Here is a 24,524-nt window from a genome sequence, read left to right as displayed (position 1 = left end):
GACTACTATGAGCAAACTCACCGTGCTGCTGGTCGACGACCACGAGGGCTTCATCAACGCTGCGATGCGTCATTTTCGCAAAGTGGAATGGCTCGATATCGTGGGCAGTGCCGCAAATGGCCTGGAAGCGATCGAGCGCTCTGAGTCGCTGCGCCCCAATGTCGTGCTGATGGACCTGGCCATGCCGGAGATGGGCGGACTGCAGGCGACACGTCTGATCAAGACGCAGGACGATCCGCCGTATATTGTCATCGCGAGCCACTTCGACGATGCAGAGCATCGTGAACATGCTCTTCGCGCGGGTGCTGACAATTTTGTTAGCAAGCTGTCCTATATCCAGGAAGTCATGCCAATCCTGGAGGGCCTGACGGAAGGAGCGAGGAATGAGTGAGTCCCGCATTCTGTTGATCGACAGCGATGCCGTGCGCGCCGAGCGCACCGTCTCGCTGCTCGAATTCATGGACTTCAATCCACGCTGGGTCACAGACGGCGCCGACATCAATCCTGGCCGACATCGCCACGACGAATGGATGGCGGTGATGGTGGGCTCGGCGCAGGACGCTGCACAGGCCGACAAGTTCTTCGACTGGCTGGCGGATGCCAAGCAGCAACCACCGATATTGTTGATGGAAGGCAGCCCGGGCGCGTTTGCGCAGGCCCACGGCCTGCACGAAGCCAATGTCTGGACGCTGGACACGCCGCTGCGGCATACGCAGCTGGAAGCCTTGTTGCGTCGTGCCAGCCTCAAGCGCCTGGATGCCGAACATCAGGCCGGCGTGCAGCAGGACACCGGTCCGACCGGCAACAGCGAGGCCGTGACCCGCCTGCGCCGCTTGATCGACCAGGTGGCCGCATTCGACACCACTGTGCTGGTGCTGGGCGAATCGGGCACCGGCAAGGAAGTCGTCGCGCGCGCCATCCACCAGCATTCGCCGCGGCGCGACGGGCCGTTCGTGGCGATCAACTGTGGCGCGATCCCGCCCGACCTGCTGGAAAGCGAACTGTTCGGCCACGAAAAAGGCGCCTTCACCGGCGCGCTGAGCACCCGCAAGGGCCGCTTCGAAATGGCCGAGGGCGGCACCCTGCTGCTGGACGAGATCGGCGACATGAGCCTGCCGATGCAGGTCAAGCTGCTGCGCGTGCTGCAGGAGCGCAGCTTCGAGCGCGTCGGCGGTGGCCAGACCATCCGTTGCAACGTGCGCGTGATCGCCGCGACCCACCGCAACCTGGAAACCCGCATCAGCGACGGCCAGTTCCGCGAGGACCTGTTCTATCGCCTCAACGTGTTCCCGATCGAGATGCCGGCGCTGCGCGAACGCGTGGACGACCTGGCCATGCTGGTGCAGACCATCGCCGGGCAACTGGCACGCACCGGACGCGGCGAAGTGCGCTTTGCCGACGAAGCCCTGCAGGCGCTGCGCAGCTACGACTGGCCGGGCAACGTACGCGAGCTGACCAATCTGGTGGAGCGCCTGGCGGTACTGCATCCGGGCGGACTGGTGCGCGTGCAGGACCTGCCGGCGCGCTACCGCGGTGATTTTGCCGCGCCCATTGCGGTCGAGCTTGCGCCCGAACCGGCGCTGGCTGCCGCCCCCGTCCAAGACAGTGCGCTGCCGGGCAATGTGGTGACCCTGCAGCCCACGACAGCCGATGCCGAGCCGGCGACCAGCTCCAGCCTGCCCGACGATGGCATCGATCTACGTGGCCACATGGCCAACATCGAGCTGGCGCTGATCAACGAGGCGCTGGAACGCACCCAGGGCGTGGTGGCGCATGCAGCGCAACTGCTCGGCCTGCGCCGCACCACGCTGGTGGAAAAGCTGCGCAAGTACGGCATCGATCGCGAGCAGACAGAGCTGGCGAACTGAGCGGGCCGGTCTCCTAGCCCTGCTTGCTGGCATAGCGCTTGCTTCAGCAGGATCGCCCCGTCCGCCGCCGTCGGCTGCGGCGGAATCCCGACATTCACCAGCACCTGCCGAGGCATTGATGCCCATCCCTGTCACCAGTCCGCTGCTGCCGCCGCTGGAAGAATTTCTGCCCTACCTGGAGCAGATCTGGACCAGCCGCATTCTCAGCAACGGCGGTGACATGCATCGCGCGCTCGAACGCGCGTTGTGCGAGTACCTGGGCGTGCCGCACCTGGCCTTGCTGACCAACGGCACCACCGCGTTGATCACCGCCCTGCAGGCGCTGCGCATCACCGGAGAAGTGATCACCACGCCCTACTCGTTCGTGGCCACTGCGCATTCGCTGCTGTGGAAAAGCATCACGCCGGTGTTCGTGGATATCGACCCGGTGACGCTCAACATGGATCCGTCCAAGATCGAAGCGGCCATCACCCCGCAGACCACCGCCATCATGCCGGTGCATTGCTACGGCACCGCCTGCGATACCGCTGCCATCACGCGCATCGCCGACATCTACAACCTCAAGGTGATCTACGACGCGGCGCATGCCTTCGGCGTGCGCGATGATGGCGGCTCGATCCTGCGCCACGGCGACCTGAGCGTGCTGAGCTTCCACGCCACCAAGGTGTTCAACACCTTCGAAGGCGGCGCCATCGTGTGCCCGGACGAAAGAACCTATCAACGCATCGGGCATCTGAAGAATTTCGGCTTCGTCGACGAAACCACGGTGGTGGCACCGGGCATCAACGGCAAGATGACCGAGATCAGCGCGGCGTTCGGCCTGTTGCAGCTCAAGCATATCGACGAGGCCATTGCGCAACGCAGCGCCATCGACGCGCAGTACCGGCAACGATTGAGCGAGGTGCGCGGCATCCGCTGCGTCGCAGCACCGCAGCATTCCAGCGCCAATCACGCATATTTTCCGATCCTGGTGCAGGACGACTACCCGCTGCCGCGCGACGCGCTGTATCAGTTGATGCGCGAACACGGCATTCTGGTACGACGTTACTTCTATCCGTTGATCAGCGACTTTCCGATGTATCGCGCCCTGCCTTCCTCGGCGCCGGCATGGCTGCCGGTGGCGCGCTCGGTGGCCGCACAGGTGTTGTGTCTGCCGATCTTTCCCGGCTTGACCAGCGAACAGGTCGATACCATTGCCGATCTGATCGCCGGGCAACAGGCAACATGAACGCAACACGCTGCACCTGCATTTCAGACTCCCATCTCTTCAACAGGCAACCAGGCGAGATCGCATGACCGAGGCAACATTTATCGAGAACTTCCTCTCCGCCACCGACTTCCAGGAACCGGTGGACGTCACGCTGGACACCGTGCTGCTGGAATTGCCGGAGTGGGATTCGCTGGCTGCGCTGGGGGTGATCGTCATGTTCGACATGGAGTACGGCAAGACCATCACAGGCGACGACCTGACCGCCGCCGTCACTGTGGGCGATCTCTACAAACTGACCGAGGCGTAACATGCCGACCTCCACGCTGCACAACGTCCGCTTTGCCGGCATGGCGACCTGCGTGCCGAAGCGGGTGGTGTCCAATCTCACCGATTGCCGGCCGCAGATCCGTTCCGAGCGCGAGCGGCTGGTGCGCAACATCGGCATCGAGACACGCCGCATGGCCGCGGAGTGGCAGTGTTTTTCCGACCTGGCCTTCGATGCAACGCAGGTGCTGCTGGAAAAGCTGCAGTGGAAGCGTGAGGAGATCGATGCATTGATCGTGGTGACGCAATCGCCGGATTACCCGATCCCGGCCACCGCCATCATCCTGCAGGACCGGCTGGGCCTGTCGCATGCCACGGTGGCCTTCGACGTCAACCTGGGCTGCTCGGCCTACCCATTCGGCATCAATCTGCTCGGCTCGATGATCGCCGCCGGCGGCGTCAAAAAAGGACTGCTGCTGGTCGGCGACCGCAGTGCCAATCTGGAGGACCCGATCTTCTCCGATTCCGGCACCGCCACCGCCCTAGAGTTCGATCAGAACGCAGCACCGATGCATTTCGACCTCAACAGCGATGGCAGCGGCTACAGGGCGATCATCCTGCCGGTGGGCGGCCACCGCGAACCGGTCGCCATGCAGCACCTACTGCCTTATCGTGAAAACGAGAAGGATCGCTGGCACCAGGCCACCGATCTGCAACTCGATGGCACAGCCGTGCTCAGCTTCTCGACCCAGCGCGTCCCTCCCGCAGTTGAAAAATTGATCGCATATGCCGGTGTAAACAAGGACGACATCGATTATTTCGTGTTTCACCAGGCCAACCGGATGATCAACGAGACCATTCGCAAGAAGCTCGGCCTTGCGGTCGAAAAGGTGCCATCCACCCTGCGCGACTTCGGCAACACGAGCGGCGCATCGTTGCCCCTCACCATGACCGTACGGATCAACAAGGAACTGGAATCTAGCCCCAAGCGTGTACTTCTTTCAGGCTTCGGGATCGGGTTGTCTTGGGGTACCTGCCTGGTTGATATCGAAGGCGCGATCTTTCCTGAGTTGATCGAGTCGTGAATACCGCCCTCGATCCGAACGACCCATTCTCGTTGCACGGCAAACGCATCCTGGTCAGCGGCGCGTCGTCAGGCATTGGACGACAGATCGCGCTGAGCTGCGCGCAGATCGGCGCACAACTGGTCATCAGCGGCCGCGACGAAGGCCGCCTGGCCGAGACCTTCGCCGCACTTGAAGGCACCGGGCATGAGCAGGTAATCGCCAACCTGGACAAGCAGGAGGACATCGACCATCTCGTGGCTTCGGTCGGTGCCCTGGATGGCGTCGCACACGCGGCAGGCATCGCCCGGCTAGCACCATTCCGGATGATCAACCGCGCGCAACTGGACGAAACCTTCGCCAGTAATGTCTATGCACCGCTGCTACTGACGCGTGGCCTGCTGGCGAAAAAGCGCATCAATGCCAAAGGCTCGATCCTATTCATCTCGGCGGTGGGCTCGCACATCGGTCCTGTGGCCACTGCCGCCTACTCTGCCAGCAAGGCAGCCCTGCTCGGCGCAATGCGCACTCTGGCACTGGAAGTGGCCAAGCACGGTATCCGCGCCAACTGCATCGTGCCCGGCTACGTGCGCACGCCAATGCTCGAGGGCCTCAATCAGAGCGGCGGCAACATCGACGAGCACGCCAAACTGACCCCGCTGGGACTGGGCGAACCGGAAGACGTGGCTTACGCGGCGGTGTTTTATCTGTCCGACGCAAGTCGCTGGGTCACCCGCAACTACTTCGTCGTAGATGGTGGCCTGACCGTGCCGATGGACATCTACGCATGAGCAATCCGACTCGCAAAGCCTTTTCCTTAACTGGCAAGACCATACTGGTCACCGGCGCATCGTCCGGCCTTGGCCAGGAAATCGCACTGACCTGCGCACGGCGCGGCGCGCGCTTGGTCATCAGCGCTCGCGATCCCGGCCGTCTCCAGCAAACCCATGCGCAACTGGCCGGCGACGCGCATGTGCAGGTGCAGGCCGACCTGACTGTTTCGCAGGACCGGGAGCGCCTGGTGCAAGCCAGCCAGCGCATCGACGGCGTCGTGCACTGCTTCGGCGGGCAGATGCTGTCGCCGATCCGCCAGCTGAAGGAAGAACTGATGACGCGCATGTACCAAGTTCATTTCCTGGCACCGGTCATGCTGACGCAGCGTCTGCTGCAAGCCAATGCCATTAACGCGCAAGGCTCCATCGTGTTCATGCTGTCCACCTCCGCGCATATTGGTACACGCGGCGTGGGGCCGTACTCGGCAATGAAGTCCGGCCTGCTGGGCATTATCCGGTGCTTAGCTTTGGAACAGGCGAAGCACCGCGTGAGAGTCAATGGGATTTCGCCATCGGCCGTTCCCACTCCGCGCCTTTGGGGTGAGGACAACGGTCTCAACGAACTACTGAACCAACAACGCGCGCGCCATCCACTGGGTCTGGGCACACCGCAAGATGTCGCCAACGCTGCGGTCTACCTGCTGTCCGACGCCAGCCGCTGGGTGACCGGCACCAGCCTGGTCATGGACGGCGGGGCGGTGCTCTGATGGACCGCGCACTCATTATCGGCGCCAGCGGCTGGGGCCGCGAAGTCCTGGAGCAAATGCGTAACGATGTCGGGCATGGCAAGGACTGGCTGATCGGCGGGTTCCTGGACAGCCGCGCCGATATCCTAGACAGCTACGGTGTCGACACACCGATCATCGGCGATCCGATGAGCTACCTGCCACAGCCTGACGATGTATTCGTTTGTGCGATGGGCAATCCCTACGACCGCCACCGCTACGCTCTGCCGATCCTCGAAAAAGGCGGGCGGTTCATTCCAATCTGTACCGACGTCCGCCTGGGCAGGCGGGTGCATTTCGGCCAGGGCTGCTTCTTTGGCCTACTGGTCCATTCCAGACCGGACGTGCGCATCGGCGACTTTGTCACCATCCATGCCCAGAGCATGCTCGGGCACGACGTACGCATCGGTGACTACGTGCACGTTGGCGCTATGGCATTCATGGGCGGCGGCGTGCAGATTGGCGACTTCGTCACCGTGCACCCGCGCGCCACCCTGATGCCAGGCGTCAAGGTCGGTGAAGGCGCGGTCATCGGAGCCGGCGCGGTGGTCATGAAGGACGTACCGGCCGGCGCCACGGTGTTCGGCAATCCGGCCAAAATTGTTTTCCACAAAAACATTCCAACAGACTGATCCATGCGCTCCCGGATGCACCCCAAGTATTACCTGTCGCAGGAAATCTTTGAGCGCGAACAGCGCAAGATCTTCCGTCGGGTTTGGTTGTTTGCAGGGCTCAAGACACTGCTGCGGGAAAACAACTGCTTCATCACTCGCAAGATCGCGGGCATTCCCCTGGTGATCCAGAACTTCCATGGCCAAATCCGTGCGTTCGAGAACGTCTGCCTCCACCGCAGTGCACTGATTCAAACCGGTTCTATCGGTTGCCGGCCTTTGGTGTGCCCGTACCACGCCTGGAGTTACGACGAACAAGGCCGGGTAAAGAACATCCCGGACTGCGATGCGATCTATCGCCTGGATAATGGTGAGAAGGACAACTTGAAGCTGCGCGAATTCTCACTGCGCGCCATCGGCAACCTGCTGTTCGTCAACCTCGATCCCGACCCGATGCCGATCGAGGAGCAGTTTTCGGCAGACTTCATCGCCTTGCTGGAAAGTAGTTCCAACGCCTATGACACTGAGGTCATGGTGACCACATGGCATGGCCGGTACAACTGGAAGCTGGCCTACGAGAATCTGCGGGACGCCAACCACCCGCGCTTCGTCCACCCCAAGACCCTGGCCAAGAGCGTCAGCTTCTTTGCCGAGGTAAACGAAGAACATGCCAAGGAGTCCATGGAAGCTTTGCAAGACAGCTCGCCCGCTGCCTTGAGGCGCGAGGTGCGCCGCTTCAGTTTCGGCGGCCCGGAAGCTCCCATACCCAACCTCAAGCACTTCGGCTGGCACGATAAAGTGGAACGCTGGGGCAAGCAGGATGCCTACTTCAACTGGTTGGCCTTTCCGAACATGCATATCGCAAGTTCCAACGGCGGCTATTCATTCACCCTGGAACACCATATCCCCGTTGCGCCGGACAGGACCGATTTGGAAATCTATTGGTTTAGCGCGCGCAGGAAACAGCCTTACGGTTCTTCCAGCCAGGTGCTACTGGCACAGATGCACGGCAGCAAGGTGGTGGTGGGCGAAGACGTGGACATCATGGAGCGGGTGCAGTCCGCCTTGCACACAGACGCTCCGCTACCCACCCAGGGTGCCTATGAATCCATGAATCGCCTGGTCGAACGCTGGTACACGATGCTGATGGAGACCGAACATGACATCTAGGTGGATCATCGGCAGCGGCGACTACCTCGACCTGGTCTTTCATGCCTGGAAGCAGGCGCGTCAGGACGAGACGGTCATCAGGATCGACGTGCCACAAGACGCGGAACACGAATTCGATCTTGGCGTGCTGGATGGGCTGAATCCGACCGACGGGGCCATGTTCGTGGCTTTCGACGAACGCTTCGGCAACTTCAAGCGCATGGAACTGATGCAGGCAGCGATGGAACGTGGCTTCAAGCTGGAGCCCTTCATCCACTCCAGCGCAGCCATCGGCTCTGACACGGTCATCGGGCTCAACGCATTCGTGGGTGCCCATGCTGTCGTCGGGCACGGGTGCAGGATCGACTACAACACCGTCATCCATGCCGGCGCGCACCTCGGACCGGCATGCCGCGTCAAATCGTCATGCTGGATAGAGAACGGTGTGCAAATCGGTGCGGGCGTCGAGATCGGCGGCAATAGCATCCTGCGGACCGGCGCCATCGTGAGTGGGGGCGTCAAGGTGGGACGAAGCTGCGAACTTGGCTGGTCGCGCGTCTACTGCGAGGACGTGCCTGCCAAGACCTATTTCGACGCCCGCTACGACACCCCCATTCATACCTACGAGGGATGACGTTCATGAACTCAAGAACTGAGCAGCTTCGCCAACGGATTCTCCGTATTGCGGAGCAGGAGCGCCCTGCACTCGAGGATGTCATTGCGCGCCTGCCCGCGATTGCCAACCGCCCTGTATTCCTCGTCGCTCCAGAGTCCTATGCAGGCGTGGCGCATGGTCCCAGGGTCGTTGCCGACCTGCGCCATGTTGTTGCGGCAATTGATGACCAAAGCATCCACCTGGACCGCATTCACGGCGCGCCGCGCTGGAGCAGCCAGGAGTTTCTTGCCAAGGCGGGGCAGTATGCCGATGCGATCGCCATCGATTTCTCTTGCAGCCCGCGCGGACGGGCGTTTGCAAATGACCTCTGCACCAGCGCGGGCATCGAGCAACTGAGCGTTGCGCCCTCCCTGGATCCGCTGATCCCACGTTTCGAGCAGCGCCCCCTGTTTCTGCTCCAACCGCGCTCGGGCATTGGCGACATTTATGGCCCAAAGATCGTCCAGCACTCCAGCCATGTCATTGCCGCCGTCGATGACCAGCCAAGCGACAGCGACACCGTTCATGGGGTGCCGCGTTGGAGTTCGCGCCAGTTCATCGAACAAGCGGCCCAGCATTCCCAGGCATTGGCCATCGATTTTTCTTACAGCCCGGGAGAATCGGGCCTGGCCCGCAAGCTCTGCGAACAAGCAGGCATTGAAAGGGTAGATGCCTGCCTGGCCGTTGCTCACTGTGGGCTGCCCGCCGTATACGAGTCTGCCCGGGTATACCGTCAGCGGACGCTTGCGCGCCTGGACGAATTTCTGCGTTTTGCAGATCGGCTGGACGACGATTTCAGCGTTTTTACGCTCTACAGCAACCTGTTGTTCCGCCTGACCTACGATTCCAGCCTCCTGTTGGACTGCTGGGCTACGCCGATCAACGAGTACTTTTCAACATACGCCGATAGCAGCACGTTCCAGCTGGGCCAGCGTGAACATTTTTGCGATGGCGGTGCCTTCCAGGGCCCCATCGTCCACAAGTTTCTGGAAGCATCCCGCCATCACTACGAAAGCATCACCGCCTTTGAACCCGATAGCATCAACTTCCAGAAATTGGAGGGCATCGCAAGCGCCCTCCCCCTTCCTCCGCATAACTTCAAGGCCATAAAAAAAGCCATCTCCAACGAACATACGACGCTGCGCTTCGAGCAGACCGGCACCGTTTCCAGCCATGTATCACCGGATGGCGGAATCTCCGTGGCTACGACACGCCTGGACGACGAGTTGGAAAAGCTGACGCTACTGAAGTTGGACATCGAAGGGTTCGAAGCCAGGGCACTAGAAGGCGCATCTCAGCTCATCCGTACCCAGCGCCCCCGCATGGCCATTTGTGTATACCACTACGCCCAGGATCTGTTGGATATCGTGGAACAACTGGACAAATTGGTCGATGGCTATCACTTCCGCCTACGCCAGCACTCTCCCGGCCACTACTACGACCTCGTTTTGTATGCATCGCCCGTCGCCGGTGCCGCACCGCCGCCCTGGGCGACGTAAGCCGGGGGAAATTCACGAGTTGGAGAGATAGAGCGATGACTGACGCCCGCAAAACCTTCTTTTCAACTCGGCCCTTCCTGAATCCCCGGAAATATCGGACTTCCTGAAACACCTAGGGCCGTCACAAGGCAACATCAGAGGCCGGCACATCGGAAATGGAGACATCTCCTATGGTCTTCTGAAAGCGCTGTTCGGGCGCCGCCTGAAGCTCAACTGCATTTCCAACGACCTGGAAGTACGGCTCCCTTATCAACTCGTTTTTCGAACGGCTCATTGGCCCATGATGCACCACCCAGAAGATCGCTCCGCCACCTGTGCGCTTGTCAGCATCGTGATGCCCGCCTACAAGCTGCGCTATCTCGATGAAGCGCTTAGGAGCGTAGTTCTGCAGTCCTACCCCAGGCTCGAGCTGATCGTCTGCGACGACAGTGTCGATGCGCTGATCGAGCAATGCGTCGCGCGGCATGTGCAGGAATGCCCTTTCCCGATCCGCTATTTCCGCAATCCAGCTCGCCTTGGCGAGCTCGGCAGCAAGCTCAAAGGGATCAGCCTTGCGCAGGGCACTTACATTAAGTTCCTGCACGACGACGACGTGCTGCAACCGGACTGCATCGCACAACTGGTCGGCGCAATGGAGCGCAACCCCGGCACCGTGCTGGCGTCCTCGCGCAGGCTGCGTATCGACGACGACGGCGCCCCATTGCCGGACATCCTGGCCACCAGCTTCCCGTTTGCCGACGACGTGCTGATCGACGGGCCGGAGCTGGTGTCGTTCCTGGCCGACCATGCCATCAACTTCATCGGCGAGCCGAGTTGCGTGCTTGCACGGCGCGCCGACCTGGTGGCGCTGGGTGGCGAGCTGATGATGTTGAACGGCAAGGCCATCCATTGGGTCGGCGATCTGGCGATTTACGTCAAGCTGCTGCGGCACGGCAACCTGGCCCTGCTGTCCAGCCCGCTCACGCATTTTCGCGTATCCAGCGCGCAGTTCAGTCAGGCCGGCCGCGATCAGCCGGGCATCGGCGATCAAGGTCACGAAGACCTGCGCCAGGGCATCCGCCAACTCGGCTGGCGACGCGACAGCGGCGACAACCGCCAGGTACGCGTCGCCCCGCTCAGCCCGCACAAGGCGCGGGTGTTCAAGTCGGTGGACCTGGTCAACGCGTTGATGCAGAGCGCAGGAATGGCCGAGCGCGTGTCGCCGTCCACCTGGTTGGGAGTGCGTCATCCCAGCAAGGTCCAGCGCGCCTTGATCGATGCGCGCCTGCAGGCGCATGCGGGCGGCCCGCGGATCGCAGTGATGGTGATCGACAGCGAAGGCGATGCGGCAGCGGTGGCCGCCACCCAGGCCAGCCTGGCGGCGGTGGCGTGTTATCCGAATCAGCAGACCTGGGTGATCAGCAGCTCGCCGCAGCAAGCCGCCGGGCACGGCGAGCGCGGTGCGCTGATCGGCGCGGGCGGGCTGGTGTCCACACTCAATCGGACCATCGCCGCACAACAGTCCATCGACTGGGTGCTGCTGGTCCAAGCCGGTAGCCTATTCACCGCCAGCGGCCTGCTGATGCTGGCGTTGGAGATGCTCGCGCTGCCGGACGCGTGTCAGGCCGTCTACGCCGACGAAGTGGTCGCGCTGGACGGCGATCAGCTGGGTTTGGCGATGCGGCCGGCGCTGTATCTGGACATGTTGCTGGGTGCGCCGTCGACGATGTCGCGGCATTGGTTGTTCCGGCACCGCACGCTGCTGGCCGATGGTGGCTTTCCGACTGGAACGGGCGACGCTTTCGAACTGGATTACCAATTTGGGCTGGTCGAACGCTACGGCCTGGCCTGCATCCAGCACATCGCCGAACCCTTGCTGGTGGCATCGGCCAGCACGCGGCATGGCGACGAAGACGAACGGCGCGCCATCAGCCGCCATCTTGCCGCACGCGGTTATGTGGATGCGGTGGTGAGCAGCATCGGCCCCGGCCGGCATGCGGTGGATTACCGGCATGCACAGCAGCCGCTGGTCAGCATTCTGGTGGTGGTGGATGGACGCCTGGCGCAGCTGCAACGCTGCCTGGAAAGCGTGCTCGCCAACACCGGCTACCCGCATTACGAGCTGCTGTTGCTGGATCGCGGCGACAGCGCCGAGCCGGCGCTGCGCGACTGGCTGGCGGGCATCGACAATCTCGGCCTGCAGCAGATCCGCGTGCTGCGCTTCGACGGTGCGCCCTCGCGCGAGGCGGCCTGCAATGCCGCGGCCGGGCAGGCGCGTGGGGAGCTGCTGTTGTGGCTGGCAGCCGGCGCGGCAGCGATCAAGGCCGATTGGCTGGCGCAGCTGCTCAACCACGCGCTGCGTCCGGAGGTCGGCGCGGTGGCCGGCAAGCTGCTGCGTGGCGACGGTACCGTGCATCACGCCGGCTTGCTGCTGGGCCTGGGGGCACCCGCAGCACGCGCCTTCGACGGCGCGGCGTTCGACGAGTCGGGCTATCTGCAGCGCCTGCAACTGGATCAGAACTACAGCGCGCTCAGTGGCCAATGTCTGATGCTGCAGCGCCAGCTGTTTCTGGACGCTGGCGGTTTTGCGCAGGAACCGGCGTTGGCGCAATGGAGCGATGTCGATCTGTGTCTGCGCCTGCAGCAGGCCGGCTATCTCAATGTCTACGCCGCGCGCGCGCAGCTGCTGATCGACCCGCCCGACGCAATACCCGCCACTGCGCTCGACGAAGAAGCGATGTACGCGCGTTGGCTGCCGGTGATGGCCAACGACCCGGCCTACAACCCGGGATTCTCGCTGGATCCCGGTGCCGGCTTCCAGCTGGCCGACCCGCGCGCCAGTTGGCGGCCATTGCAATCGTGGCGACCGCTGCCGACGATGATCGCCCTGCCCGCCGATATCGAAGGTTGCGGCCACTACCGGGTGATCCAGCCGTTGCGCGCCCTGCGCGAGGCCGGCATGGTCGAAGGCGTGCTGTTCAACGGCTATCTGGAAATCAGCGAGCTGGCGCGCCAGGATCCCGACGTGGTGATCCTGCAACGCCAGGTCGGCGAGCCGCGACTGGAAGCGATGCGGCGGATGAAGGTGCTGTCGCGCGCATTCAAGGTGTACGAGCTGGACGACTATCTGCCCAACCTGCCGCTGAAGAACGCGCATCGCGAGCACATGCCCAAGGACATCCTCAAGACAGTGCGGCGTGGGCTGGGCATGGTGGACCGCTTCGTGGTGTCCACTCCGGCGCTGGCCGAGGCGTTCGCCGGGTTGCATAGCGACATCCGCGTGGCCGAAAATCGCCTGCCGCCGCATTGGTGGGACCACCTGCCCGCACGGAGCGAACGTAAGCAACGCCAGGGCGGCAAGCCACGCATCGGCTGGGCCGGCGGCGCCAGCCACACCGGCGACCTGGAACTGATCGCCGATGTGGTGCGCGAGCTTGCCGACGAGGTCGAATGGGTGTTCATGGGGATGTACCCGTTCGCGTTGCGCCAGCACATCCATCAGTTCCAGCCCGGCGTGCCGATCGAGCATTACCCTGCCGCACTGGCGGCGCTGGATCTGGATCTGGCGCTGGCGCCGGTGGAACAAAACCTGTTCAACGCGTGCAAGAGCAATCTGCGCTTGCTGGAATACGGCGCCTGCGGCTATCCGGTGATCGCCAGCGATGTGCGCTGCTACCAGGGCAACCTGCCGGTGACCCTGGTGAAGAACCGCTACCGCGACTGGATCGGCGCGATCCGCGAGCATCTGGCCGACCCGGCCGCTTCAGCGGCAAAGGGAGCGGCATTGCGTGAGGTGGTACGCCGCGACTGGATGCTGACCGGCAGCAATCTTGATCGGTGGCGCGCGGCATGGTTGCCCGACTAGCGCAGGTACGCCGCTTCAGCGTTTTTCCTTTTGCGGTAGAACGGATGTCTGGCCGCGTGTGAATTGACGGTACTGCCCTCATCCGGCGCTACGCGCCACCTTCTCCCACCAGCGGGAGAAGGAAATGTCTGGCTGGGCGTGATCTGTCGGTTGCACTGCAGCTGACCACCCACCGGTGACCACCCACCGGCTTCCTTTCCCCGCGCGCGGAGGAACGTGCCCGAAGGGCGGATGGGGGCGATATCGCTGCGAGGCGATTACCACAGGCGCCCCAAGAACGCCCCGCGCCGGAATCCCGGCGCGGTTTCGGCACGCCGCTTGCACTGGTGTGGATGCCTCCCTGGCTGACCGCATCCATGAGCGACTCCGTTACCTCCATCCTCTCGCAGATCCGCAGCTACCAGACGCAGATGGGCCAAGGCCCGATGGGCGCGGTAGGCGATGCGGCGCGCGGCAATCAGATCCAGGGGCTGGCCGGTACGCAGGGGACACCGGCCACCCAGGCACCGAGCTTCAGCGAGACCTTGCGCGGCGCCATCGGCGGCGTCAACGAGGCCCAGCAGAAGTCCAGCGCACTGGCCAAGGCCTTCGAAATGGGCGACCCCAGTGCCGATCTGGCACGGGTGATGGTCGCCTCCCAGCAGTCCCAGGTGGCCTTCCGCGCCACCGTGGAAGTCCGCAACCGTCTCGTCCAGGCTTATCAGGACGTCATGAACATGCCGCTGTAAAGGTTGACGACACATGGCTCTCGCAATCACCAAAGAAAACATGAACCAGAACGCCGAAAAGGCGGGGCAATGGTTCGACCGTGTCCGCAGCCTGCAGATCACCCGCAAGCTGACCATGATGGCGATGATCGCCGTGGCGGTGGCTGCCGGTCTGGCGGTGTTCTTCTGGTCGCAGAAGCCCGGTTACCAGTCGCTGTACACCGGCCTGGACGACAAGGGCAATGCCGAAGCGGCCGACCTGCTGCGCACCGCGCAGATCCCGTTCAAGATCGACCAGGGCACCGGCGCCATCTCGGTGCCGCAGGACCGTCTGTACGACGCCCGCCTGAAGCTGGCCGGCTCCGGCCTGACCGGCAAGGAGACCGGCGGTGGCTTCGAGCTGATGGAAAAGGATCCCGGCTTCGGCGTCAGCCAGTTCGTGGAAAACGCCCGCTACCAGCACGCCCTGGAAACCGAGTTGTCGCGCACCATCGGGACCCTGCGCCCGGTGCGCGAGGCCCGTGTGCATCTGGCCATTCCCAAGCCCAGCGCCTTCACCCGCCAGCGTGACGTGGCCAGCGCCTCGGTGGTGCTGGAGCTGCGCGGCGGCCAGGGCCTGGAGCGCAACCAGGTCGATGCCATCGTCAACCTGGTCGCCTCCAGCATTCCGGACATGACCCCCGAGCGCGTCACCGTGGTCGACCAGAGCGGGCGCATGCTCTCCATCTCCGACCCCAACAGCGATGCCGCCCAGCACGCTGCCCAGTTCGAACAGGTGCGTCGCCAGGAAAGCTCCTACAACCAGCGTATCCGCGAGCTGCTCGAGCCGATGACCGGCCCGGGCCGGGTCAACCCGGAAGTCAGCGTGGACATGGACTTCTCGGTGGTCGAGGAAGCCCGCGAGCTCTACAACGGCGAGCCGGCCAAGCTGCGCAGCGAACAAGTCAGCGACACCAGCACCAGCGCCACCGGCCCGCAGGGGCCCCCGGGCGCCACCAGCAACAGCCCCGGCCAGCCGCCGGCGCCGGCCGCAAACGCCACTGCCGGCGCACCGGGCACCCCGGCCGCCGCCAATGGCCAGGCCGCCGCAGCGGCCGCGCCGACCGAAAGTTCCAAGAGCGCAACCCGCAATTACGAATTGGACCGGACCTTGCAACACACCCGTCAGCCGGCCGGCCGCATCAAGCGGGTGTCGGTGGCGGTGCTGCTGGACAACGTGCCGCGCCCCGGTGCCAAGGGCAAGATGGTCGAGCAGCCGCTGACGGCCGCCGAGCTCACCCGCATCGAGGGCCTGGTCAAGCAGGCAGTGGGCTTCGACGCGGCCCGTGGCGACACGGTGTCGGTGATGAACGCCCCGTTCGTGCGCGAAGCGGTGACCGGCGAGGAAGGCCCGAAGTGGTGGGAAGACCCGCGCGTGCAGAACGGTCTGCGCCTGCTGGTCGGTGCGGCGGTGGTGCTGGCGCTGCTGTTCGGTGTGGTGCGCCCCACCCTGCGTCAGCTCACCGGCGTGACCGCAGTCAAGGACAAGCCAGGCCAGAGCGGCAACGATGGCACTCCGCAGAACGCCGACGTGCGGATGGTCGACGATGACGACCTGATGCCCGGCCTGGAAGAGGACACCGCCCAGCTCGGTCAGGACCGCAAGACCCCGATCGCGCTGCCGGACGCCTACGAAGAACGCATGCGCCTCGCACGCGAAGCAGTCAAAGCCGATTCAAAACGTGTCGCACAAGTCGTGAAGGGATGGGTCGCCAGTGAAGCCTGATACACCACCGATGACTGGAGTACAGCGCGCCGCAGTGCTGTTGCTGTCGCTTGGGGAAAGCGACGCTGCCGAAGTGCTCAAGCACATGGACCCCAAAGAGGTGCAGAAGATCGGCATCGCCATGGCCACCATGACCGGCATCTCGCGCGACCAGGTCGAGAAGGTGATGGACGACTTCAACGGCGAACTGGCCGGCAAGACCTCGCTCGGCGTGGGCGCCGACGACTACATCCGCAATGTGCTGATCCAGGCGCTGGGCGCCGACAAGGCCGGTGGCCTGATCGACCGCATCCTGCTCGGCCGCAACACCACCGGCCTGGACACGCTGAAGTGGATGGACCCGCGCGCGGTCGCCGACCTGGTGCGCAACGAGCACCCGCAGATCATCGCCATCGTCATGGCGCATCTGGACAGCGACCAGGCCGCCGAGGCCTTGAAGCTGCTGCCCGAGCGCACCCGCGCCGACGTGCTGCTGCGCATCGCCACCCTGGACGGCATCCCGCCGAATGCGCTGAGCGAGCTCAACGACATCATGGAGCGCCAGTTTTCCGGCAACCAGAACCTGAAGTCGTCCAACGTGGGGGGCATCAAGGTCGCCGCCAACATCCTCAACTTCCTGGACACCGGCGCCGACCAGGGCGTGCTGGGCGAGATCGGCAAGATCGACGCCGACCTGGCCAGCAAGATCCAGGACCTGATGTTCGTGTTCGACAACCTGGTGGACCTGGACGACCGCGGCCTGCAGACGCTGCTGCGCGAAGTCTCCGGCGAGCGCCTCGGCCTGGCCCTGCGTGGCGCCGACGTCAAGGTGCGCGAGAAGATCACCCGCAACATGTCCCAGCGCGCCGCCGAGATCCTGCTCGAGGACATGGAAGCGCGCGGCCCGGTGCGCCTGGCCGACGTGGAAGCGGCGCAGAAGGAAATCCTCACCATCGTCCGCCGCCTGGCTGACGAAGGCGCCATCAGCCTCGGCGGCGCCGGTGCGGAGGCGATGGTATGAACGACATCGTCACCCGCTGGCTGGCCCCGGACCTGCACCTGGAGCCGGCCCCGCCGGAGCCCGAGTACGACGAGCCGACCGTGCTCGAGCCGGTGCTGCGTCCGCCGACCCTGGAAGAGATCCAGGCGATCGAACACGCCGCCCAGCAGGAAGGCTTCGCGCGCGGACATGCCGAAGGTTTTGCCCAGGGCCAGTCCGAAGTGCGCCGCCTGACCGCGCAGATCGACGGCATCCTGGACAACTTCACCCGCCCGCTGGCGCGGCTGGAGAACGAAGTGGTCGGCGCGCTCGGCGAGCTGGCCGTGCGCATCGCCGGCTCGCTGGTCGGGCGTGCCTATCAGGCCGACCCGCAACTGCTGGCCGAGCTGGTGCAGGAGGCCGTCGATGCGGTCGGCGGCGCCGGCCGCGAGGTGGAAGTGCGCCTGCACCCGGACGACATCACCGCGCTGCTGCCGCACCTGGCGCCCAGCAGCACCACCCGCGTGGCCCCGGACCTGAGCCTGAGCCGCGGCGACCTGCGCGTGCACGCCGAAAGCGTGCGCGTGGACGGAACCTTGGACGCGCGCCTGCGGGCCGCGCTGGAGATGGTCATGCGCAAATCCGGAGCGGGCCTGTGAGCGACCTGGTGGGAGCCACCCCGGCCCCGGCCGACTGGCTGGACGCGCGCAACCTGCGCCTGGCCACCCGCCTGAGCGGACTCGGGCTGGAACCGACGGCCGGGCGCACCCTGATCCGCGAAGGCATCCTGCGCCGCGCGGTCGGCCTGACCCTGGAAGCCACCGGCTGCGAAGCGCCGATGGGCGCCACCTGCAAGGTCGAAGTCGACGGCGGCTGGGTCGATGCCGAAGTGGTCGGCTTTGCCGGCGAACGCACCTATCTGATGCCCAGCGCCGAGCTGCATGGCCTGCTGCCGAACGCCCGCGTGGTGCCCTCGCGGCGCCGTGGCGGGGTCGAAGTGGGCGAAGGCCTGCTCGGCCGCGTCATCGACAGCGACGGCACCCCGCTCGACGGCAAGGGCCCGATCCGCGGCGAAGGCAGCGTCAGCATGGCCGGCGTGTCGATCAACCCGCTGGCGCGCGAGCCGATCACCACCTCGTTGGATGTCGGCGTGCGCGCGATCAACGCGCTGCTGCCGATCGGCCGCGGCCAGCGCGTCGGCCTGTTCGCCGGCTCCGGCGTCGGCAAATCGACACTGCTCGGCATGATGACCCGCTTCACCTCGGCCGACGTGATCGTGGTCGGGCTGATCGGCGAACGTGGCCGCGAAGTACGCGACTTCGTCGAAACCACCCTGGGCGAAGAGGGCCTGCGCCGCGCCGTGGTGGTGGCCGCCCCGGCCGACCGCCCGCCGTTGGCGCGTTTGCACGGCGCCTACCGCGCCACCGCCATCGCCGAATGGTTCCGCGACCAGGGCCTGAACGTGCTGCTGCTGATGGATTCGCTGACCCGTTTCGCCCAGGCCCAGCGCGAGATCGGCCTGTCGGTCGGCGAGCCGCCGACCACCCGCGGCTATCCGCCGTCGGTGTTCGCCAAATTGCCGGCGCTGGTCGAACGGGCCGGCAACGGCGCCAAGGGGCGCGGCTCGATCACCGCCTTCTATACCGTGCTGACCGAAGGCGACGACCCGCAGGACCCGATCGCCGACGCCGCGCGCGCCATCCTGGACGGCCACATCCTGCTCTCGCGCCGGGTTGCCGACAGCGGCCTGTACCCGGCCATCGACGTCGAATCCTCGGTCAGCCGTGTGGTGCAGGACATCGCCGACGACACCTGGCGCCTGCGCATCCGCAAGCTCAAGCGGCTGCTGTCGGCCTACACCGCCAACCGCGACCTGATCGCCATCGGCGCCTACCAGCGCGGCAGCGATCCGGCCACCGACGAAGCATTGGCGCGTTGGCCGGAGATCGTCGAATTCCTCGGCCAGGACGTCCACCGGGCCGCCGACCTGCCCGACAGCCTGTCCGCGCTGCAGCGGCTGGTCGAACCCGAGAACTAATCCATGATGCAGTCCAAACGGATCGATCCCCTGCTGCGTCGCGCCCAGGAACAGGAAGACAAGGTCGCCCGCGACCTGGCCGAGCGTCAGCGCGCCCTGGACACCCACCAGTCGCGCCTGGAAGAGCTGCGCCGCTACGCCGAGGAATACGCCAACAGCCACATGGCCGGCACCAGCGCCGCCGCACTGACCAACCGCCGCGCCTTCCTGGACCGCCTCGACAGCGCCGTGCTGCAGCAGGCGCAGACCGTGGAAAACAACCGCAACAAGGTGGAAGCCGAGCGCACGCGGTTGCTGCTGGCCAGCCGCGAGAAGCAGGTGCTGGAACAACTGGCCGCCAGCTACCGCGCGCAGGAGAACAAGGTGATCGAACGCCGCGACCAGCGTGAGATGGACGACCTCGGCGCGCGTCGTTCGCGCCTGGCCCGCAGCGAAGATACCCACGGAGAATCCGCATGACCCCCCTGTCCGCTTTTGCCGCCGGCCTCGGCGCACTCGCCAGCACCGGCAAGAAATCCAGCTACAGCGACCCCGCGTCCGAGCCGGACGCCGGCCAGGACCAGTTCGCGCGCATGCTCAATCCGGCCAATACGCCAAACCAGGCCCCGCCGCAGGCGCCCGAGCGCGTACCGGCCAAGCAGGCCGCGCCCAAGCCCAACCAGTCCGACAAGCAGCGCAGCGACGACGACCGCGGCGACGATGCGCCGGGCGACGCCACCGCACGCCCGCGCGCGCAGGACGGCGATGCCAAGGCCGCCAGGTCCGGCTCCGCCAAGGAACCGGCTGCCGCCGACGGCAGCAGCGCCGCCGGCACCGCCAAGACCGCCAAGGGCGGCAAGACCACGAACAACGGCGAAGACGCACCGGCCGACGCAGCGACCGCAACCGACACCGGCTGGCCACCGCCGGGCCTGGGCGGCTTCGGCATGGGCCTGCTGGCGCAGGCGCTGCCCGGTGGCGACGTACTGGCGGCGGCGGCTGCAGCACTGGCTGCCGGCGTAACCGCTGCCGCCGGCGCCACGCCGACCGCAACCGCGCTACCGACCGACGCGGCCGCCCCCACCGCAACCGCGACCGCCGGCACCGCCCTGCCCTCGTTGGGCGCGCTGGCTCCGGCAGCCGCCGCAGGCGCCAAGCCCACCTCGGTCACCGCCTTGAGCGGCGACGCCCAGACCGCCGCGCTGATGAACATGGCTGCCAAGGCGCTGGACCCGGGCACCGACGACAGCGCCAGCCCCGCAGCACCGGACGCCCCGACATTCGTGCTGCCGACCACCACGGCGACCGCACTCGGCCGCCTGCAGGACCCGGCGCCGGTATTCAGCGCCTCGCCCACCCCGACCCCGGACATGGGCAGCGACAGCTTCGACGACGCCATCGGCGCGCGCATGAGCTGGCTGGCCGATCAGAAGATCGGCCATGCCCACATCAAGGTGACCCCGAACGAGATGGGCCCGGTCGAGGTGCGGCTGCATCTGGACGGCGACAAGGTCAATGCCAGCTTCAGCTCCGCCAATGCCGACGTGCGCCAGGCGCTGGAACAGAGCCTGCCGCGTCTGCGCGAAATGCTCGGGCAGAACGGCTTCCAGCTCGGCCAGGCCGACGTCGGCCAGCAACAGCAGGGCCAGTCCGGCAATCGCAACGGTGGCGGCAACGACGGCAATGGCCTGAACCTGGACGACAGCTCGCCCGTCGGAATTCCGTCGGTGGTGTTACGTCAGCGTGGATTGCTGGACGCCTACGCCTGAGCGCGCGCGCCGGGCACGCCCCGGCGCGGCTGAAACCCGCGTGTCGGCAACCTCCGGCACCGCCCGACGACCCTCGCAGCGCAAGGCCTGCGGGGGTTTTTGCGTTGAAGCTTCACGCGCGCCAGAAAACCGTCGCTGGATTGGCACGCCAATTGCATCCACTGGTTGAGCATTCCCCCTGGAGCAGACTGTGGCAGCCGCGGAAAAACCCAAGAAGACCGAAGACAAAGACGAGAAGGACGACAAGAAGAAGGGCGGCAAGAAACTTCTGCTGATCGCCGTCGGGGTCGTGGTACTGGCCGCTGCCGGCGGCGGCGCCTGGTTCTTCTTCGGCCACAAGGGCGACGAGAAAGACGGCAAGCACGACGCGCCCAAGGTGGCCGAGGTGCCCAAGCCGGCGCAGTATTTCCCGATGGATCCGGCGATCGTGGTCAATCTGGCCGACCCCGGCGACGGCCCGCAGTACCTGCAGGTCGAAGTGCAGCTGGTCACCCGCGACCCGGAAGACCTCAAGCTGATCACCGAAAACGCCCCGGCCATCCGCGCGCATCTGCTGATGCTGCTGTCGCAGGTCAAGGCCGCCGATGTGGCCGACCTGGTCGGCAAGCAGAAGCTGCAGAAAGCGGCCCTGGCCGAAGCGCAAAAGGTCATGACCGGCGAGACCGGCAAGAAGTGCGTCGAAGAACTGCTGTTCACCAGTTTCGTCACCCAGTAAGGCCTGCCTCATGAGCGTCAGCGATCTGCTTTCCCAGGACGAAATCGATGCCCTGCTGCATGGCGTGGATTCGGGTGCGGTCAACACCGAGCCGGAGCCGTTGCCCGGTGAGGCGCGCCAGTACGATCTGTCCAGCCAGGACCGCATCATCCGTGGCCGCATGCCGACCCTGGAGATGGTCAACGAGCGCTTCGCGCGGCTGTGGCGCATCGGCCTGTTCAACCTGATCCGGCGCTCGGCCGACCTGTCGGTGCGCGGCATCGACCTGGTCAAGTTCAACGAGTACATGCACTCGCTGTATGTGCCGACCAATCTCAACCTGATCCGCTTCAAGCCGCTGCGCGGCACCGGCCTGATCGTGTTCGAACCCACGTTGGTATTCACCGTGGTGGACAACTTCTTCGGTGGCGACGGCCGTTACCACACCCGGATCGAAGGTCGCGAATTCACCGCCACCGAGATGCGCGTGGTGCAGCTGATGCTCAAGCAGACCTTCGCCGATCTGAAGGAGGCCTGGGCGCCGGTGATGGACGTGGACTTCGAGTACATCAACTCGGAAATCAACCCGCACTTCGCCAACATCGTCACCCCGCGCGAGTACGTGGTGGTGTGCCGCTTCCATGTCGAACTGGAAGGCGGTGGCGGCGAGATCCACATCACCCTGCCCTATTCGATGCTGGAGCCGATCCGCGAACTGCTCGATGCCGGCATCCAGAGCGACCGCAACGACCGCGACGACTCCTGGAACGTGATGCTGCGCGAGCAGCTGGACACTGCCGAGGTGACCCTGTCCAGCGTGCTGGCCAGCAAGCGCATGAGCCTGCGTCAGCTCACCGGCCTGAAGATCGGCGACATCCTGCCGATCGACCTGCCCGCACAGGTGCCGCTGTGCGTGGAAGACATCCCGTTGTTCACCGGCGAATTCGGCATCTCCAATGGCAACAATGCCGTCAAGATCACCGCCGTACGCCCGCCCGGCGTGCAAGCCCCACGCGCCGTTCCATCCCAGGACTCCAGCAAATGATCAACTCCGACATCCTCGACGCCGCGCCTGCCACCTTCGACAGCCTGCAGGCCGAACACGACCAGAATGCCACCGACCTCAACCTGGACGTCATCCTGGACGTGCCGGTGACGCTGTCGCTGGAAGTGGGCCGCGCGCGTATTCCGATCCGCAACCTGCTGCAGCTCAACCAGGGCTCGGTGGTGGAACTGGAGCGCGGCGCCGGCGAACCGCTGGACGTGTACGTCAACGGCACCCTGATCGCGCATGGCGAAGTGGTGGTCATCAACGACCGCTTCGGTATCCGCCTGACCGACGTGGTCAGCCCGAGCGAACGGATCCGGAGGCTGCGGTGATCGGCCTGCTGGCCGCTGCCGCGCCGGTCGCGGCCAAGGCCACCCAGGTCGGCGCGCAGGCGCCGTCCTCGCCCAGCCTGTTTGGCGCGGTCTTTGCATTGCTGCTGGTGCTGGCGCTGATCGTCGGCCTGGGCTGGTTGCTCAAGCGCATGCCCGGCAGCGGTTTCCGCAACACCGAGGGCCTGCGGTTGGTGACCAGCCTGGCGGTGGGTGCCAAGGAACGCGTGGTGGTGGTGGAGGTCAACGGCCAGCAATTGCTGCTGGGCGTCACCGCCGGCGGCATCAACACCTTGCACACCCTGTCCGAACCGTTGCCGCCCGCGCCCGCCCCCACCCTGCCCAACTTCAAGCAACTTCCCAATTTCGCCCAGCTGCTGGCACAGAAGCTGCGCAAGGACCCGTGACATGTTGAGTCGTTGGAATCGCTGGGGGCGCAGCCTCCGCCTGGTGTTGATCCTGCTGGTGATGAGCTGCCCGCTGCTGGCTGCCGCCACGCCTGCCGCATTGCCGGCCATGGCCCAGGCTGCCGCTCCCGCCGCCGCGCCGGCGAGCGCTCCGGCCGGTGCCAATCAGCTGCCGTCGTTGCCCAATGTCAGCGTCGGCCGCATCGGCGACCAGCCGGTGAGCCTGCCGCTGCAGACCTTGCTGCTGATGACGGCGATCACCCTGCTGCCGTCGATGCTGCTGGTGCTGACCGCCTTCACCCGCATCACCATCGTGCTGGGTCTGCTGCGCCAGGCGCTGGGCACCGGCCAGACCCCGTCCAATCAGGTGCTGCTGGGGCTGTCGATGTTCCTGACCGCGCTGGTGATGATGCCGGTGTGGCAGAAGATGTGGGGCGCCGGCCTGTCGCCGTACCTCAACAACCAGATCGATTTCCAGACCGCCTGGACGCTGACCACCCAGCCGCTGCGTGCCTTCATGCTGGCGCAGATCCGCGAGACCGATCTGATGACCTTCGCCGGCATGGCCGGCGACGGCAAGTACGCCGGTCCGGACGCGGTGCCGTTCCCGGTGCTGGTGGCCTCGTTCGTGACCAGCGAGCTGAAGACGGCGTTCGAGATCGGCTTTCTGATCTTCATTCCGTTCGTGATCATCGATCTGGTGGTCGCCAGCGTGCTGATGTCGATGGGCATGATGATGCTGTCGCCGATGTTGATCTCGGCGCCCTTCAAGATCCTGCTGTTCATCCTGGTGGATGGATGGGTGTTGGTGGTGGGCACATTGGCCGCGAGCTTCAACGCGTCCTAACCGCGCGGTTGCACACGCGCCGCCTGCCGGCGTGTCTACCCGGTTTGCCGGCGTCGGTGTGCGGTCCCGAGGCCGAGCAGCAAACGCCGACGCTACCGCAGAGCAAACAACAACAGCGATAGCCAGTGCAGCCAACAGCGGCCGAAGCGCACAGCTGAGCAATGCGCCAGCCGAACCACCCAACACGCGTGGCGAGGCGTCGCCTCGTACCCCAACCCCTCTCCCGCTGGAGAGGGGCGAGCTTCTGCAGACCGCACCTTC

Annotated in this window: 25 protein-coding genes; 24 read left to right on the top strand and 1 reads right to left on the bottom strand. The window is 65.1% G+C overall.

From position 1 onward, the window contains the following. The first annotated feature begins 7 nt into the window (after positions 1 to 7). The 11 genes from XaplCFBP3123_RS06685 to XaplCFBP3123_RS06635 all read left to right on the top strand — a co-directional run bounded on the left by XaplCFBP3123_RS06685 (position 8) and on the right by XaplCFBP3123_RS06635 (position 9,878). Positions 8 to 391 carry a response regulator gene (locus XaplCFBP3123_RS06685; protein ID WP_016904817.1) on the top strand — a complete coding sequence of 128 codons (384 nt, stop codon included), beginning with the start codon at positions 8 to 10 and terminating at the stop codon, positions 389 to 391. Then, on the top strand, positions 384 to 1,868 hold the full coding sequence (locus XaplCFBP3123_RS06680; protein ID WP_104533370.1) for a sigma-54 dependent transcriptional regulator: 1,485 nt from the start codon (positions 384 to 386) through the stop codon (positions 1,866 to 1,868). Before XaplCFBP3123_RS06685 ends, XaplCFBP3123_RS06680 begins: the two co-directional genes overlap by 8 nt. Positions 1,869 to 1,986: 118 nt before the next feature. Further along, the gene (locus tag XaplCFBP3123_RS06675) at positions 1,987 to 3,096 is read left to right on the top strand and encodes a DegT/DnrJ/EryC1/StrS family aminotransferase (RefSeq protein WP_104533369.1); all 1,110 of its coding nucleotides are present in this window, start codon (positions 1,987 to 1,989) and stop codon (positions 3,094 to 3,096) included. A gap of 64 nt (positions 3,097 to 3,160) precedes the next feature. Next, the gene (locus XaplCFBP3123_RS06670; protein ID WP_104533368.1) at positions 3,161 to 3,385 is read left to right on the top strand and encodes an acyl carrier protein; all 225 of its coding nucleotides are present in this window, start codon (positions 3,161 to 3,163) and stop codon (positions 3,383 to 3,385) included. Between the two features lies 1 nt (position 3,386). Further along, positions 3,387 to 4,427 (top strand): ketoacyl-ACP synthase III, encoded by a 1,041-nt coding sequence (locus XaplCFBP3123_RS06665; RefSeq protein ID WP_104533367.1) that lies wholly within the window; start codon positions 3,387 to 3,389, stop codon positions 4,425 to 4,427. Beyond that, positions 4,424 to 5,197, top strand: coding sequence for an SDR family NAD(P)-dependent oxidoreductase (locus tag XaplCFBP3123_RS06660; protein WP_104533366.1), 774 nt, complete (start codon positions 4,424 to 4,426; stop codon positions 5,195 to 5,197). The genes XaplCFBP3123_RS06665 and XaplCFBP3123_RS06660 overlap by 4 nt, the downstream gene beginning before the upstream one ends. After that, positions 5,194 to 5,946, top strand: a complete 753-nt coding sequence (locus XaplCFBP3123_RS06655) for an SDR family NAD(P)-dependent oxidoreductase (RefSeq protein WP_104533365.1) — start codon at positions 5,194 to 5,196, stop codon at positions 5,944 to 5,946. Before XaplCFBP3123_RS06660 ends, XaplCFBP3123_RS06655 begins: the two co-directional genes overlap by 4 nt. Next, a complete protein-coding gene (locus XaplCFBP3123_RS06650) occupies positions 5,946 to 6,596 on the top strand; it encodes an acetyltransferase (RefSeq protein ID WP_104533364.1) in 651 nt (216 codons plus the stop codon). Before XaplCFBP3123_RS06655 ends, XaplCFBP3123_RS06650 begins: the two co-directional genes overlap by 1 nt. A gap of 3 nt (positions 6,597 to 6,599) precedes the next feature. Continuing rightward, a complete protein-coding gene (locus XaplCFBP3123_RS06645; RefSeq protein WP_104533363.1) occupies positions 6,600 to 7,745 on the top strand; it encodes an aromatic ring-hydroxylating oxygenase subunit alpha in 1,146 nt (381 codons plus the stop codon). Then, positions 7,735 to 8,358: a UDP-3-O-(3-hydroxymyristoyl)glucosamine N-acyltransferase gene (locus XaplCFBP3123_RS06640; protein WP_104533362.1), complete on the top strand. Its 624-nt coding sequence runs from the start codon at positions 7,735 to 7,737 to the stop codon at positions 8,356 to 8,358. The genes XaplCFBP3123_RS06645 and XaplCFBP3123_RS06640 overlap by 11 nt, the downstream gene beginning before the upstream one ends. Continuing rightward, positions 8,355 to 9,878: an FkbM family methyltransferase gene (locus XaplCFBP3123_RS06635; protein WP_104533361.1), complete on the top strand. Its 1,524-nt coding sequence runs from the start codon at positions 8,355 to 8,357 to the stop codon at positions 9,876 to 9,878. The genes XaplCFBP3123_RS06640 and XaplCFBP3123_RS06635 overlap by 4 nt, the downstream gene beginning before the upstream one ends. Positions 9,879 to 9,999: 121 nt before the next feature. Here XaplCFBP3123_RS06635 and XaplCFBP3123_RS21880 read toward each other — a convergent pair whose 3' ends face one another. Beyond that, on the bottom strand, positions 10,000 to 10,152 hold the full coding sequence (locus tag XaplCFBP3123_RS21880) for a hypothetical protein (RefSeq protein WP_172453134.1): 153 nt from the start codon (positions 10,150 to 10,152) through the stop codon (positions 10,000 to 10,002). Between the two features lie 60 nt (positions 10,153 to 10,212). Here XaplCFBP3123_RS21880 and XaplCFBP3123_RS06630 point away from each other — a divergent pair, with 60 nt between their 5' ends. The 13 genes from XaplCFBP3123_RS06630 (at position 10,213) to fliP (ending at position 24,263) form a co-directional block, all read left to right on the top strand. After that, positions 10,213 to 13,722 carry a glycosyltransferase gene (locus XaplCFBP3123_RS06630; RefSeq protein ID WP_104533786.1) on the top strand — a complete coding sequence of 1,170 codons (3,510 nt, stop codon included), beginning with the start codon at positions 10,213 to 10,215 and terminating at the stop codon, positions 13,720 to 13,722. A gap of 356 nt (positions 13,723 to 14,078) precedes the next feature. Beyond that, on the top strand, positions 14,079 to 14,450 hold the full coding sequence (gene fliE, locus XaplCFBP3123_RS06625; RefSeq protein WP_172453133.1) for a flagellar hook-basal body complex protein FliE: 372 nt from the start codon (positions 14,079 to 14,081) through the stop codon (positions 14,448 to 14,450). Between the two features lie 13 nt (positions 14,451 to 14,463). Next, complete coding sequence (gene fliF / locus XaplCFBP3123_RS06620; RefSeq protein ID WP_104533360.1) at positions 14,464 to 16,194, top strand: flagellar basal-body MS-ring/collar protein FliF; 1,731 nt, start codon at positions 14,464 to 14,466, stop codon at positions 16,192 to 16,194. A gap of 10 nt (positions 16,195 to 16,204) precedes the next feature. Further along, entirely contained in the window at positions 16,205 to 17,194 is a 990-nt protein-coding gene (gene fliG / locus XaplCFBP3123_RS06615) for a flagellar motor switch protein FliG (RefSeq protein WP_104533359.1), read from the top strand. Further along, a complete protein-coding gene (locus tag XaplCFBP3123_RS06610) occupies positions 17,191 to 17,811 on the top strand; it encodes a FliH/SctL family protein (RefSeq protein WP_104533358.1) in 621 nt (206 codons plus the stop codon). Before fliG ends, XaplCFBP3123_RS06610 begins: the two co-directional genes overlap by 4 nt. Further along, positions 17,808 to 19,190, top strand: coding sequence for a flagellar protein export ATPase FliI (fliI, locus tag XaplCFBP3123_RS06605; RefSeq protein ID WP_104533357.1), 1,383 nt, complete (start codon positions 17,808 to 17,810; stop codon positions 19,188 to 19,190). Before XaplCFBP3123_RS06610 ends, fliI begins: the two co-directional genes overlap by 4 nt. Before the next feature lie 3 nt (positions 19,191 to 19,193). Next, positions 19,194 to 19,649 carry a flagellar export protein FliJ gene (gene fliJ / locus XaplCFBP3123_RS06600; RefSeq protein ID WP_016904675.1) on the top strand — a complete coding sequence of 152 codons (456 nt, stop codon included), beginning with the start codon at positions 19,194 to 19,196 and terminating at the stop codon, positions 19,647 to 19,649. Continuing rightward, positions 19,646 to 20,938 (top strand): flagellar hook-length control protein FliK, encoded by a 1,293-nt coding sequence (locus XaplCFBP3123_RS06595; RefSeq protein WP_104533356.1) that lies wholly within the window; start codon positions 19,646 to 19,648, stop codon positions 20,936 to 20,938. Before fliJ ends, XaplCFBP3123_RS06595 begins: the two co-directional genes overlap by 4 nt. Positions 20,939 to 21,128: 190 nt before the next feature. Further along, on the top strand, positions 21,129 to 21,653 hold the full coding sequence (locus XaplCFBP3123_RS06590; protein WP_104533355.1) for a flagellar basal body-associated FliL family protein: 525 nt from the start codon (positions 21,129 to 21,131) through the stop codon (positions 21,651 to 21,653). A gap of 10 nt (positions 21,654 to 21,663) precedes the next feature. Beyond that, a complete protein-coding gene (gene fliM, locus XaplCFBP3123_RS06585) occupies positions 21,664 to 22,677 on the top strand; it encodes a flagellar motor switch protein FliM (protein ID WP_104533354.1) in 1,014 nt (337 codons plus the stop codon). Then, complete coding sequence (gene fliN, locus XaplCFBP3123_RS06580) at positions 22,674 to 23,012, top strand: flagellar motor switch protein FliN (protein ID WP_016904992.1); 339 nt, start codon at positions 22,674 to 22,676, stop codon at positions 23,010 to 23,012. The genes fliM and fliN overlap by 4 nt, the downstream gene beginning before the upstream one ends. After that, positions 23,009 to 23,416: a flagellar biosynthetic protein FliO gene (gene fliO / locus XaplCFBP3123_RS06575; RefSeq protein ID WP_104533353.1), complete on the top strand. Its 408-nt coding sequence runs from the start codon at positions 23,009 to 23,011 to the stop codon at positions 23,414 to 23,416. The genes fliN and fliO overlap by 4 nt, the downstream gene beginning before the upstream one ends. A gap of 1 nt (position 23,417) precedes the next feature. Then, positions 23,418 to 24,263: a flagellar type III secretion system pore protein FliP gene (gene fliP / locus XaplCFBP3123_RS06570; protein ID WP_104533352.1), complete on the top strand. Its 846-nt coding sequence runs from the start codon at positions 23,418 to 23,420 to the stop codon at positions 24,261 to 24,263. Positions 24,264 to 24,524 lie beyond the last annotated feature (261 nt).

It is taken from the genome of Xanthomonas arboricola pv. populi (assembly GCF_002939945.1).
GTDB classification, from domain to species: Bacteria; Pseudomonadota; Gammaproteobacteria; order Xanthomonadales; family Xanthomonadaceae; genus Xanthomonas; species Xanthomonas arboricola_A.
The sequence above is the reverse complement of the archived record's forward strand: the minus strand, read 5'-3'. Positions and strand labels throughout refer to the sequence as shown.